Genomic DNA, 13,062 nt, shown 5'->3' with positions numbered 1-13,062 from the left:
CCTGAGGGTAAGGCCGGATCGGGCCCCGCCTAGCGACCTCGACCGGAACAATTCCCTGAAGGTCGAATTTCCGCTTGGAGCCTGTCCGCAGGAGCCCTGGGATCAAGTGCGCCGGGCATTCCGCCCCCCGCTTTTCAGCGAGCCCGAGCTCATCTGACACGAGCCACCGCTGGCGGTTCTCGCGGCAGACTTGGAAGGCGACGGCGGGTGAAACTCGCCTGGCCACGAGCCGGGACTATCTTCTGATCGGCTCGTTGTCATCCCCGCATCCGCTGTCGAATGGCGGCTCGAAACACCCAACAGGCTTTCGGAGAAGCAGGCAATGACGTCGATCACGGAGTTCGAGAGCATGAGGCACAGGTGAAGGGCCGCGGGCATCGATATCCGGCCCGCAAGCGCGGGGCCACCAGCGCGATGGTGACCGTGTCGCTTGCTGCTTTGCTCTCTTCGACGGGCGCGGCCCCTGCCGACGAGGCGACGTTACGCGAGCTTTTGCAGAACGAAAGCCGATTCAGCACCTTTGCCGCGCTGGCAGAGTCCGCGGATCTGGATGGGCTGGAGACCGCGACGGTCTTTGCCCCGACGAACGAGGCCTTCGACCGTCTTCCGGCCGCGCTGGTCGAGGAAATGCAAGGCACCCAGCACGAGGAAGCGGCCGACCAGATCGTGAAGCTTCATATCGTGCCATCGGGCCCGCATGATGCCGATGACATTCCCGTCGAGATGCAGACCTTTGCCGAGGAAGAAGGGCTCGGGCGTCTCGTCACCACCTATTCGCGGGGCGAATTGACGTTGCAGGTTCCTCCGCCGAAGGGGACGGAGAATCTCACCGACCTCCTGCGCGCCCGCGCCGCGGATGAAACGCGCGTGGTGACCGGCAATGTTGCCGGGCAGGATGGGATCATCGTCCATGCGATCGACCGTGTGCTTCTGCCGCCCGGCTTCGCTCCCACGGCTTTCGTCGACGACGACCAGCCAAGCGATCAGGTGGCTTCGGCTGACGACGCCTCGACAGGGGCGGCGCGCCAGAGCGACGGCGGGAACACGGACGTCAGCGCTGCCGAGACCAGTCCGGCCGACGACGGCACCGGCGAGGATTTCGCGTCCGAGATCGTGGCGTCTGACAGAGGGCCGACGCCCGCGGCACCCGGCGGCGATGCCGAAATGCGTTCCTCCGAGACGAGCTTGCCCGGCTCCGACTCCGATACGACCGGCCTCGACGGCGAGACGGCGGACGCAAGGGAGATGGTCGATAGCAGCAGCACGGTCACGATCGCGCCTCCGGAGGATCAGGCATCGCGAAACCAGGATCCGTCCCCGCAAGAGGATCAGGGTCCGAATAACATTGACGGGATCGTCACCACCGATACGACACCCGGCGATTCCCGCCATGAGGCCGATGCCGATATGACGACGGCCACGAATGCCAGCGATGACACCCGGACCGGGCAGGAAGTTGCATCGGCTGACGGGGCGCAGACGCCGGACGAGACAGACTCTCCGGCCGTGCCCGATGTCGGGCTGACCCGCGAGATCGTTTCGACGGCGGATCTCATCGGCCAATCCGCCATGGACGGCGAAGGCAACGAGATCGGCACCATCTCGGATGTTCTCGTCACGCTGGAAGATGCGCGGGTCCGCACGGTCGTCCTGGAAACGTCGGATGGCTTTCTCGGCTTCGGCGACGAGGAGACGCGCCGCGTCCCGGTGGCACAGATCGTCATCGATCCGCTCGATGGCTCGGTGGTCGTCGAGGATTCTGGCTCCGACGACGCCGAATGACGACCGCGGAGGAAGAACGGGACGATCGCGATCGGGAATCTTCCAGTCGCTGGGGGTGGGTTCTGTGGGCGCTGGCAGGGCTGGTGGTTCTCGCCATCGGTGCCGGGGCCTACTGGTGGCTGACCCGGCCCGGCCCGCAATCGGAACAGCAGCCGCCGGCGGCTCCCCTGGTCGAAACGGCCACGGCGCAGGCCGCTTCGCAACTCGTCATCACCCAGACGGCATTCCTGCGGCCTCGCGCCGAAGTCTCGGTAACCGCCGAGGCGCCGGGTCGCATTCGCATGGTGAGCGAGGATCTCCGCGTCGGAGAGCGGGTGAGTGAAGACGAGCTTCTCGTCGCCCTCGAAACCGAAGACCTTCAGGCCGATGTCGAGCAGGCCGAAGCCCGCGTGGCGCAGGCACGAGCCTCGTTGGCGGATGCCCGCGTCGCCCGCGAACGCCAGGAACGGCTGGCGCAGCAGGATTTTTCGAGCGAAGCGGAACTTGAGGACACGATCGTCCAGGTCGCCAGCGCCGAAGCCGATCTCGCCAATGCCGAGGCCGGGCTGACGCAGGCGCAGAACGCCCTGGCGGACGCCGAGATTCGCGCGCCCTTCGATGCCCTCGTCACGGCGGAATCGGCGGCTGTCGGCAGCCTCGTTCAGCCGGGGACGATGCTCGGCACGCTCATCGATGCCGAAGCGGCCGAGCTGAAGATGGGGCTGACGCCCGCCGACCTCGAAATCCTTGGCACGCCGGAGCGCGCGATCGGCGGCCGGGTCGAGCTCCGTGGCACCGGCGCGGACGCCATGGCACTCGGATCGGGAACCGTCGTCAGCGTCGATCCCCAGATCGTCCAGGGAACACGGACCGTCGCGCTTATCGTCGAGGTGCCGCGGCCGTTTTCCGCCGATGCCGACGAGAACCGCCGCCGGCCCTTGAGGATCGACGAACTGGTGGAAGCGGCGCTCCCGGTGGCGATCCAAGGCCGGCTCGTCGTTCAGGTGCCGCCGGAGGCGGTCAAGGGTCGCAACCTCGTCTGGATCGTCGAGAACGGCAGACTGCGCCGCGCAGAGCCGGGCCTGATCCTGCGCGAGGAAACACGCGTCCTCTTGGATGGCGAAATGCTCCCCGAGGGCTCTGAGGTCATGGTCAGCGACCTCCCGGCAGCGATCGAAGGCCAGGAGGTACGCGTCGCGGACGAGAGGGCCGAAGCTACCGAAAGCGCGGCAGCGGCGGGGCAGTGACATGGGCGCACTGATCCGCTGGTTCCTCAAGAATCCTGTCGCCGTCAATCTCCTGATGGTCTCGTTGCTCGCCATCGGCGCAACGGCGATGACCAGCGTGACGGTGCGCACCTTCCCCGAAATCGCCACCTCGCGAATTTCGGTGACCGTCGCCTATCCCGGTGCGAGCCCGTCCGATATCGCGCAATCCATCCTGACCCCGATCGAGCAGCGCCTCGAAGGGCTGGAGGGCGTGCGCGAGCTTCAGTCGACGGCCGCGCAGGATGTCGGCACAGTCGTCGCCGAACTCACCAGCGGCGCAGACCCGCGGCTGGTGAAAGACGATATCGAGACCGAGGTGGCGCGGATCACCACCTTTCCCGACGGAGCGGAGTCGCCGCGCATCGCCGAGGTCGAACCCGAAGAACTTGCGGTCGAACTGGTCCTTTACGGCGCGGTGGCGCGCGAGACGCTCAAGGATCTGGCCTTTCGGGTCCGCGACGAACTGACCAGCCTCGAGGGCGTCAGCCAGGTCTCGCTCGCCGGCGTTCCGGCCGATCAGATCGACATCGAGGTGCGGCGCGAGACGCTGCGCAGCTATGGTCTTGGTCTTCTCGACCTTGCCGGTCGCCTGTCTTCGCAGAATGTCGACCTGAGTTCGGGGCAGCTCGATACGGGCACCTCCACGGTTCAGGTGCGCACGCTGGGCGAGGCGCAAAGCGCCGAGGAGTTTCGCGACACCGAACTCTTCTCCGACGAAAACGGTGCGACGGTTCAGTTGAGCGACATCGCCACGATCCGCGAGACGCTGGCCGAGAGCGGCATCCGCGCGACCGTATCAGGCGAACCGGCGGTCTTTGTATCGGTCAACCGGGCAGCTTCCGAACAGGTGCTCGGCGTCTCCTCCGCCGTCCTCACCTATCTGGAGGAGGAGTTGAAACCTTCCCTGCCGGACAGCATCCGGGCCGAGGTCTGGCGCAATGAGGGCGCCGTGCTGCAGGGGCGCATCGACCTTCTCACCAAGAACGGCGCCCTCGGCGCCATGCTCATCCTGACGGTTCTGATGCTGGTGCTCGACCTGCGTGTCGCCGCCTGGGTCGCCGCCGGCGTGGTGGTCGCCTTCATCGGCGCCTTTGCACCGATGCTGTTCCTGGGGCCGACGATCAACCAGCTTTCTCTCTTCGGCTTCATTCTGGCGCTCGGAATCGTCGTGGACGATGCGATCGTCGTCGGCGAGCAGACCTTTTCGGAACTCGAAGCGGGATCTGAGGACGACGCGGCCGAGCGGGCGATTACCAAGGTGTGGCGGCCGATCATGTTCGCCGTCTCGACGACCGTCCTGGCCTTCGTGCCGCTGCTGTTCCTGCCGGGCTCCTCCGGCTCGTTCATCGGACCGGTGGCCGCCGTGGTGATCTACGTGCTGGTCGTGTCCCTGGTCGAATGCTTCTTCATCCTGCCCGGCCATCTCAGCCATGTGAAACTCAAGCGCCCCCGCAAGCTCTCGCCGCGCCGCTTGACCGAGCCCCTGCGCAAGCGGCTGAATGGCGGCTTCGACCGTTTCGCCAACGGCCCGTTGCGCAAGGTTGTGCGCGTGTCGATCCGGCATCCGATCTTCGTCGTCGTCGCGTGCCTGGCGATCGGCATCGCCTCGGTCGGCGTGATCAATGGCGGGCTCGTGCGCTTCGTCTTCTTCCCCGCGATCGAGGGCAATTTCGTCAATGCGGAGCTCCGCTTTCCCGAAGGCACGAGCGATCAGGAGACGGTGCGGCGCGCCAACCGCTTCGTTGAAGCCGCCCAGGCGGCGGCCGACGAACTCGGCGAGGAGAATTTGCTCCAGAACGTGGCGGTTCGCGTCGGCTTTGCCGGCAGTGGTGGCGATCCGAGCGCCGCCTCCGGAACCCAGACCGGCTCCACCGCCACGATCGAGGCGAAGCTCCTGGCCGCCAATCAGCGCGAGACCGCGGCGGCCGCCTTCGAGAGCGCCTGGCGCCAGGCGGTCGGCGACGTCGCGGGGGCGAAGGAGGTCCTGTTTTCGTCCTCCGTCGTCGGCGTCGGCGCGGCTATCCTGATCGAGATCTCGGCAGACAGCGAGGAGACGCGCTTCGGCGCGACCGAGCGCTTGCGGCAGGCTGTGAGCGAGCGGGACGGGGTGGTGGACATCCGGGACGACCGCTTCAGCGCGGCCCGCGAGATCGCCATCGAGCCGACGGCGGCCGCGCGGGCCTATGGCGTGAGCGTCGAGGAGCTTGCGCAGAACGTCCGCGCGGCGCTTTATGGCGCGCAGATCGACCAGTTCGCCCGCGAGCGCGAGGAGGTCGACATCCGCCTGCGCCTCGTCGAGGAGCAGCGCGATTCCGTGGCCGACCTCCTGGCCTTGCGCATTCCGGCGCCGGCGACCTCGGAGGAGCGGGGCGACCTGATCCCGCTCACGGTCCTCGCCGATCTCAACTATCAGTCGGCGCCGGTCGAGATCAGCCGGATCAACGGCCGCACGATCACGACGCTGACGGCCGATGTCGACAATGCGGTCACCACCGGCGGAGCGGAAACCTCCTGGCTGATGAACAATGTCGTTCCGCAATTGCTCAAGGACTATCCCGACCTCGTCGTCGAGACCGGCGGCGAGCAGGAGGAGGCCGGCCGCTTCGGCTCCAATCTCGCCTATAATTTCTCGCTGGCCCTGTTCGGCATCTATGCCGTGCTGGCGCTCGCCTTCGGCAGCTATCTGCTGCCGATCGTCGTCCTTCTGGTCATCCCCTTCGGCGTGATCGGCGCGATCCTCGGGCATCTGCTTCTCGGGCTGAACCTGACGCTCCTCAGCATGTTCGGCATCATCGGACTGGCCGGTGTCGTGGTGAACGGCAGCCTGCTGATCGTGACCTTCATGCAGCAGCAGGAAGCAGACGGCGCCGAGCCGGCCGACGCCATCGAGGAAGCGGCGATCGCCCGCTTCCGGCCGATCGTGCTCACAACGCTCACCACCTTCCTCGGCATCACGCCCCTGATCCTCGAAACCTCCGTGCAGGCCCAGTTCCTGATCCCGACGGCCGTCAGCCTGGGCTTCGGCGTCCTCTTCGCCGCGCTCCTGCAGATGGTGCTCGTCCCCGCCAACGCCTCGCTCGCGGAACGCGTGCGCCACCGCCGCCGCAAAAGTAACGAGAGAGCGCGGGCGTGAGGAGGATGGAGGGGACCAAACCGGCGGCGATTCATCCAATCCATTCCGTCACTGGCATTGACGCGCTGGTCAGCCTGGCGGCCCCCCGTGGATGACGAGCAACATGCGGCCCAAGGGGCTGCTGCTCTATCGGTTTCGCCTCACGCCCTGGATCTGCTGGAGCACGGCGTTGGCCGCGTCCAGGACGTTAGAGCCCGGCCCGAAGATTTCCGCCACGCCGGCCTCGCGCAGGCCCGCATAGTCCTGTTCGGGGATCACGCCGCCCGCAACGACGATGATGTCCTCACCACCGGGCGCGGCCCTCAGCTTTTCGATCAGTTCCGGCACCAGTGTCTTATGGCCGGCGGCAAGCGACGAGACCCCGACCACGTCGACGCCCATGGACGCTGCCTTCTCGGCCACCTCTTCCGGTGTTTCGAACATGTCGGAGAGATCGACCTTGAAGCCCATGTCGGCAAAGGCCGAGGCGATCACCTTGGCGCCGCGGTCGTGGCCATCCTGGCCCATCTTGGCGACGAGGATATGCGGCTGTTGCCCTCGCGACTCGGCGAACTCGGCGATCTTCGAGCGGATTGACACATATTCCGGATCGTCCTTGTAGGCGTTGCCATAGACGCCGGAGATGACGCGCGTGACCGCCTTGTGGCGGTTGAAGGCCTTTTCCATTGCGTCGGAAATCTCGCCGAGCGTCGCGCGGGCGCGGGCGGCCTCGACCGCTGCTTCCAAGAGATTGCCTTCCCCCTTCGCGACCTTCTCCAGATGGGCGAGGGCTTCGTCGCATCGCGCCTGGTCGCGGCTCTCGCGAACCTTCTTCAGCTTGGCGATCTGCGCGGCCCGGACCTTGGAGATATCGATGTCGAGAATGTCGACCTTGTCCGGATCGGCGGGACGGAAGCGGTTGACGCCGACGATCACGTCTTCGCCGCGGTCGATGCGCGCCTGACGGGCGGCCGCCGCCTCCTCGATCCGCATCTTCGGCAGCCCCTCTTCGACGGCCTTGGTCATGCCGCCGGCGGCTTCGACCTCCGCGATCAGCTCCTGAGCCTTGTCCGCCAGTTCCTTGGTCAGCGCCTCGACATAGTAGGAGCCGCCGAGCGGGTCGACGACATTGGTGATGCCGGTTTCATGGGCGAGGATCAGCTGGGTGTTGCGGGCGATGCGGGCGGAAAACTCGGTCGGCAGCGCCATCGCCTCGTCGAAGGCGTTGGTGTGCAGCGACTGGGTGCCGCCGAGCACCGCCGCCAGCGCCTCATAGGCCGTGCGCACGACATTGTTGTAGGGGTCCTGTTCGGTCAGCGAGACGCCCGAGGTCTGGCAGTGGGTGCGCAGCATCTTCGAGCGGTCGGACTTGGCGCCGAAATCCTCCATGATCTTCGCCCAGAGCTGGCGCGCGGCCCGGAGCTTGGCAGCCTCCATGAAGAAGTTCATGCCGATCGCGAAGAAGAAGGAGAGCCTCGGGGCGAAGGCGTCGATATCGAGCCCGCGCGACAGGGCGGCGCGGACATATTCCATGCCGTCGGCCAGCGTATAGGCGAGCTCCTGGGCGAGCGTCGAGCCGGCTTCCTGCATGTGGTAGCCGGAGATCGAGATGGAGTTGAAGCGCGGCATCTCGCGCGCGGTGAATTCGATGATATCCGCGACGATCCGCATCGAGGGTTCGGGCGGATAGATATAGGTGTTGCGGACCATGAACTCCTTGAGAATGTCGTTCTGGACCGTGCCGGTGAGCTTGGCCTTGTCGACGCCCTGCTCCTCGCCGGCAACGATGAACATGGCGAGCACGGGAATGATCGCGCCGTTCATGGTCATCGAGACGCTCATCTCGTCGAGCGGAATGCCGTCGAACAGGATCTTCATGTCCTCGACGGAATCGATCGCCACGCCCGCCTTGCCGACATCGCCCGACACGCGGGGGTGGTCGGAATCATAGCCGCGATGGGTGGCGAGATCGAAGGCGACGGACAGCCCCTTCTGACCGGCGGCGAGATTGCGCCGGTAGAAGGCGTTCGATTCCTCCGCCGTCGAGAAGCCGGCATATTGCCGGATCGTCCAGGGCCGTCCCGCATACATCGTCGCCTTGACGCCGCGGGTGAAGGGCGCAAAGCCCGGCAGCTCGTCCGCCATGCCGCTCGGCATGTCCTCGGCCGTATAGAGCGGCTTGATGGTGATCCCTTCGGCGGTCTCCCAGTCGAGGGCGTCGGGATCCTTCTTGATTTCCCTGGCGGCCAGATCGAGCCAGTCGCGTTTGGTCCTAGACATGGCACTCCTCCCCTGCGGCGTCGCCGCGTTTCACCGCTCGAATTCCATGATCACCTGATCCACCGCGAGGCTTTCGCCGACCGCGACGGGGATCTTGGCGACCGTTCCGGCGTTTTCGGCCCGCAGGACGTTCTCCATCTTCATCGCCTCGATAATGGCGAGCGCCTGGCCCTGTTCGACGCGCTGGCCTTCCTCGACATGCAGTGCCACGACGAGGCCCGGCATGGGGCAGAGAAGCAGGTTGGAGGTGTCCGGCGGCACCTTTTCCGGCATCAGGGCGGCGAGTTTCGCCACCTTCGGCGACATGACAGCGACCTTCAGATCGGCGCCGCGATAGCGGACACGGAAACCGCCGGGCAGCAGATCGAGCTTGAGGGCGGCAATCTTCCGCCAGTCCTCGCCGCCGGCCTGGCCCGAGAACAGGGTCGCGACCTTGAAACCCGGCTTCCAGGCGATCCGGTAGCTGCGCGCCTCGTCCTCATCGACGAAGCGGAGGAAGACCGGAGCACCTGTCTCGTCTTCATAGGGTGAGACGATGGCGTCACGCTCGTAGAAGCCGGCGCTCGCGGCGTGATCGATGGCGATCTCGAAGCTCTGGCCCGCCGCCGAGACGATCAGCGGCACCGTCTTCGGACCCGCTTTCGAAACCGGCTTCATGCGGCCGGTGATGAAGGAGGCGCGCCGCTCAGTGATCCAGCGCGCCATGGCGACGGTGGCGGCGACGAGGCGGAGCCTGTCGTCGTCGAGCGCGGCGCCCGCAAAGCCGTCCGGATATTCCTCGGCGATGAAGGCGGTCGACAGCTCGCCCTTCTTGAACCGCGGGTGCTCCATCACCGCCTGCAGGAAGGGCAGATTGTGGCCGATGCCCTCGATCTCGAAACTGTCGAGCGCATCCGCCATCGCTTCGATGGCCGCTTCGCGCGTCGGCGCCCAGGTGCAGAGCTTGGCGATCATCGGATCGTAGAACATCGAGATCTCGCCGCCCTCGTCGACGCCGGTGTCGTTGCGGATGACCGGCAGGCCGCCCCCGATTGCCGAGCCGGCCGGCCCGTCAGTGATCGGCTTCGCCTCCCGATGATCGCCCACCGGTCCTTCGGGCGGCGGAGCATAGGCCGTCAAGCGGCCGATCGAGGGCAGGAAGTTGCGATAGGGGTCCTCGGCATAAAGGCGGCTTTCGATCGCCCAGCCGTCGATGCCGATATCGGCCTGGGTCAGCGCCAGTTTTTCGCCGCTCGCGATCCGGATCATCTGCTCGACCAGATCGACGCCGGTGATCAGCTCCGTCACCGGATGCTCCACCTGCAGGCGGGTGTTCATCTCGAGGAAGTAGAAGTTCCGGTCCTTGTCGACGATGAACTCGACCGTGCCGGCGCTCTGATAGTCGACGGCTTTCGCCAGCGCCACCGACTGTTCGCCCATGGCGCGGCGGGTTTCCTCGTCGAGAAAGGGCGAGGGCGCCTCCTCGACGACCTTCTGGTTGCGCCGCTGGATCGAGCATTCGCGCTCATTGAGGTAGAGGCAGTTGCCGTGCGCGTCGGCCAGCACCTGGATCTCGATATGGCGCGGCTCGACGACGAATTTCTCGATGAAGATCCGGTCGTCGCCGAAGGAGGAGGCGGCTTCGGATTTGGAGCGCTCGAAGCCTTCCTTGGCTTCCTCGTCGGTCCAGGCGATGCGCATGCCCTTGCCGCCACCGCCGGCCGATGCCTTGATCATCACCGGATAGCCGATGTCTGCGGCGATCCGCGCCGCCTCGGCCGCATCCTCGATCAGGCCCATATGGCCGGGCACGGTGGAAACGCCGGCCTCGGCCGCGATCTTCTTGGACGTGATCTTGTCGCCCATCGCCTCGATTGCCTTGGGCTTCGGGCCGATGAAGACGATCCCCGCCTCTTCCAGTGCGGCGCAGAATTTGGCGTTTTCCGACAGGAAGCCGTAGCCCGGATGCACCGCCTCCGCGCCGGTCTCCTTGCAGGCGGCGATGATCTTGTCGGCCAGAAGATAGGATTTCGCCGCCTGGGGCGGGCCGAGATGCACCGCCTCGTCGGCCATGCGCACATGCACCGCATCCTTGTCCGCGTCTGAATAGACCGCGACGGTGGCGATGCCCATCTTCCTGGCGGACTTGATGACCCGGCAGGCGATCTCGCCGCGATTGGCGATGAGGATTTTGGAGAAGGGTTTGGTCATCAGCTCGCTCCCTCTCCCCCCTTGAGGGGGAGAAAGCGATTTCGGTGTCTTGGCCGAAGGCCAAGTGCCAGAAATCGCAAGAGAGGGGGCCTAGCGCCGGGCTGCGTCAATGATTTGAGATGCAACCGCATCCGCGTCCTCCAATATTGTCCCGTTGCTGAACCGGATGGTCCGGTACCCGCGATCTTCGAAGTACCGATCGCGATCGGCGTCGCGCTTCGATCCTTCATGTTGCCATCCATCGGCCTCAACGATCAGTCTCCGCTCGTGGCAGACAAAATCGCATATGTATGGTCCGAGCGGCTCCTGCCGTTTGAATTTCAGTCCATTGAGGCGCCGGGCACGGAGCATCTGCCAAAGAGCGTATTCCGCATCCGTTGGCGCCTTGCGCATGCCCTTGGCAAACCCTCGCAGCCTTTCCTGCAACCCATGTCCCCCTCTCTTGCAAAAGCTAAGGACTTGGCGGGGCCAAGCCCAAGCTTTTGCTTTCTCCCCCTCCCAGGGGGAGAAATGGCAGCTCACACCTCCAGCACCTCCTCGAACGCCTCCGGATAGCTTTTCCTTCCCGCATCCTCGTCGATCATCAGCAGCGCCTCGTAGGAGGCCGGGTCGAACGGCTTTTCCGCCGGCACGATCTCGCGATTGAACAGCCAGGAGATGCGGCCGGCGTCGAGATTGCCGCGTTCGAAGGGCTCGGGGCCGAACTGGTGCCAGAGCGCATGGAGGAAGGCGGCGTCGGCGAGCTTCTCGGTCGGGGTGCGATCATTGTAGCGCTTGCGCTCGATGATCTTCGTCGCGCCTTTCGGATTGGCTCTGCGAATTGTGAACTGGAAACCGGTTCCCGGCAGTCCCGAAGGAATGCCGCGGTGCTTGGTCATGTCGGGGAGTTTCGCCATCAGCTTGCGGACCTCCGGCGCGAGAAGACGTAGACGATGATTGCAGCGTGGATCGCCACCGCGACCAGAAGGCCGACGACATGGTGTGTCGTGGTGACGGTGGGCTCTGCGCCCACGGTAAAGGCCGCAAGGAGCCCGACCGGCAGGAAGAGAAGGACCGCCGTGACGAGTCCCGGATTGTAGGCCCTCAGCCGGATCGCCTGGCCGATATGCGCCAGCGCGTTGACGAGGGTGAGATAGACGCCGATGAGACCCCAGCCGATCCCGGCGGCGAAGGCGAGCCAGATGGAGATGGCGTTGACGCCCCAGACGCCGGGAACGTTGATGACGAACACCGCCGTGTCGTCGAGCACGATCCGGCCCCGACCGAGCAGGGCGTTGATGGCCGCCGCGAAGCGGCCATCGTCATGTTCCTCGAACTGATGGATCATGTAGACCGGCAATTGCAGGAAGACGAGCGTCATGGCCGCCGTCCACTGCCAGGCGAAGACCGGCGTCAGGGCGAGGAACAGGAGTCCCGCCAGAAAGCCACCATAGACCCAGTGCTCGATCAGACGTTTGATCATCAGGCGGCGCCATCCCCGATCTTGTCCTGGGTCTTCGTGTCGAAGTCCGAGGCGTCGTGGCGCTCGTGGAGCTGGGTGGAGGGATCGCCGGTCACGGAATTGACCATCGAACCGCGCTTCGCGCCCTGGCGCTCGCCGATCTGCTTTCGCCAGCGCTGGACGTTCTCGTATTCGTCCACCGCGAGGAACGTGCCGGCGTCATCATAGGCCCCATGGGCCGCGAGACGCCCGTACCAGGGCCAGATCGCCATGTCCGCGATCGAATATTCGCTGCCGGCGATATACTCGTTGTCCTTCAGCTGCTTGTCGAGAAGGTCGAGCTGGCGCTTCACCTCCATGGCGAAGCGGTCGATGGCATATTCGATCTTCATCGGCGCATAGGCGTAGAAATGGCCGAAGCCGCCGCCGAGGAACGGGCCGGCGCCCATCTGCCAGAACAGCCAGTTCAGGGTCTCCGTGCGGCCGCGAATGTCGCCCGGCAGGAAGGCGCCGAACTTCTCGGCGAGGTAGAGGAGGATCGAGCCGGATTCGAACAGGCGCAAAGGCGCGCCGCCGTCCTTCGGCTTGTGATCCATCATCGCCGGGATCTTCGAGTTCGGGTTGACCGACACGAAGCCCGAGCCGAACTGGTCGCCCTTGTTGATGCGGATCAGCCACGCGTCATACTCGGCTTCAGAGTGGCCGGCGGCGAGCAGCTCCTCGAGCATGATCGTCACCTTGACGCCGTTGGGCGTGCCCAGGGAATAAAGCTGCAGCGGATGCTCGCCGACCGGCAGCTCCTTCTCATATTGCGCGCCGGCCGTCGGCTTGTTGATCGAGGCGAAAGCACCGCCGGATTCGGCGTTCGGGCTCCAGACCTTGGCCGGCACATAGCCTGCCGGAAGGTTCTTTTCGGGCGGAAACTTGTTTTCGTCGGCCATGAGGGTTCGACCTGTCTTTATTCAAAATCCGAGGCGATGCGACGCATCGCATGCGAGAACATATCGAGG

The 13,062-nt window shown here is 65.4% G+C and carries 9 protein-coding genes; 3 read left to right on the top strand and 6 right to left on the bottom strand.

Annotated features, from left to right (window positions below):
• Positions 1 to 360 precede the first annotated feature (360 nt).
• The 3 genes from MF134_RS04685 to MF134_RS04675 are packed head-to-tail and all read left to right on the top strand — an operon-like array spanning position 361 to position 6,162.
• Positions 361 to 1,782 (top strand): fasciclin domain-containing protein, encoded by a 1,422-nt coding sequence (locus MF134_RS04685; RefSeq protein ID WP_255338243.1) that lies wholly within the window; start codon positions 361 to 363, stop codon positions 1,780 to 1,782.
• Positions 1,779 to 3,008 carry an efflux RND transporter periplasmic adaptor subunit gene (locus tag MF134_RS04680; RefSeq protein ID WP_255338242.1) on the top strand — a complete coding sequence of 410 codons (1,230 nt, stop codon included), beginning with the start codon at positions 1,779 to 1,781 and terminating at the stop codon, positions 3,006 to 3,008. Before MF134_RS04685 ends, MF134_RS04680 begins: the two co-directional genes overlap by 4 nt.
• A gap of 1 nt (position 3,009) precedes the next feature.
• On the top strand, positions 3,010 to 6,162 hold the full coding sequence (locus tag MF134_RS04675; protein ID WP_255338241.1) for an efflux RND transporter permease subunit: 3,153 nt from the start codon (positions 3,010 to 3,012) through the stop codon (positions 6,160 to 6,162).
• 126 nt (positions 6,163 to 6,288) lie between these two features.
• Here MF134_RS04675 and scpA read toward each other — a convergent pair whose 3' ends face one another.
• The 6 genes from scpA to yghU form a co-directional block, all read right to left on the bottom strand.
• Complete coding sequence (gene scpA / locus MF134_RS04670; protein WP_255338240.1) at positions 6,289 to 8,421, bottom strand: methylmalonyl-CoA mutase; 2,133 nt, start codon at positions 8,419 to 8,421, stop codon at positions 6,289 to 6,291.
• A 30-nt stretch (positions 8,422 to 8,451) separates the two neighbouring features.
• Positions 8,452 to 10,611 (bottom strand): acetyl-CoA carboxylase biotin carboxylase subunit, encoded by a 2,160-nt coding sequence (locus tag MF134_RS04665; RefSeq protein WP_255338239.1) that lies wholly within the window; start codon positions 10,609 to 10,611, stop codon positions 8,452 to 8,454.
• Between the two features lie 90 nt (positions 10,612 to 10,701).
• The gene (locus tag MF134_RS04660) at positions 10,702 to 11,133 is read right to left on the bottom strand and encodes an endonuclease domain-containing protein (protein ID WP_255338238.1); all 432 of its coding nucleotides are present in this window, start codon (positions 11,131 to 11,133) and stop codon (positions 10,702 to 10,704) included.
• A complete protein-coding gene (locus MF134_RS04655; protein ID WP_255338237.1) occupies positions 11,130 to 11,507 on the bottom strand; it encodes a hypothetical protein in 378 nt (125 codons plus the stop codon). The genes MF134_RS04660 and MF134_RS04655 overlap by 4 nt, the downstream gene beginning before the upstream one ends.
• A complete protein-coding gene (locus tag MF134_RS04650; protein WP_255338236.1) occupies positions 11,507 to 12,073 on the bottom strand; it encodes an HXXEE domain-containing protein in 567 nt (188 codons plus the stop codon). The genes MF134_RS04655 and MF134_RS04650 overlap by 1 nt, the downstream gene beginning before the upstream one ends.
• Complete coding sequence (gene yghU / locus MF134_RS04645) at positions 12,073 to 12,993, bottom strand: glutathione-dependent disulfide-bond oxidoreductase (RefSeq protein WP_255338235.1); 921 nt, start codon at positions 12,991 to 12,993, stop codon at positions 12,073 to 12,075. Before yghU ends, MF134_RS04650 begins: the two co-directional genes overlap by 1 nt.
• Between the last annotated feature and the right edge of the window lie 69 nt (positions 12,994 to 13,062).

It is taken from the genome of Jiella marina (assembly GCF_024359545.1).
Taxonomy (GTDB): Bacteria; Pseudomonadota; Alphaproteobacteria; order Rhizobiales; family Rhizobiaceae; genus Jiella.
Note: the sequence above shows the minus strand (reverse complement) of the source record. Positions and strands in the feature narration are given on the sequence as shown.

Coding starts and splice junctions, on each gene's coding strand:
- MF134_RS04680 (WP_255338242.1), top strand. CDS start 1,779: ATGACGACCGCGGAGGAAGAACGGGACGATCGCGATCGGGAATCTTCC.
- MF134_RS04675 (WP_255338241.1), top strand. CDS start 3,010: ATGGGCGCACTGATCCGCTGGTTCCTCAAGAATCCTGTCGCCGTCAAT.
- scpA (WP_255338240.1), bottom strand. CDS start 8,421: ATGTCTAGGACCAAACGCGACTGGCTCGATCTGGCCGCCAGGGAAATC.
- MF134_RS04665 (WP_255338239.1), bottom strand. CDS start 10,611: ATGACCAAACCCTTCTCCAAAATCCTCATCGCCAATCGCGGCGAGATC.
- MF134_RS04655 (WP_255338237.1), bottom strand. CDS start 11,507: ATGGCGAAACTCCCCGACATGACCAAGCACCGCGGCATTCCTTCGGGA.
- MF134_RS04650 (WP_255338236.1), bottom strand. CDS start 12,073: ATGATCAAACGTCTGATCGAGCACTGGGTCTATGGTGGCTTTCTGGCG.
- yghU (WP_255338235.1), bottom strand. CDS start 12,993: ATGGCCGACGAAAACAAGTTTCCGCCCGAAAAGAACCTTCCGGCAGGC.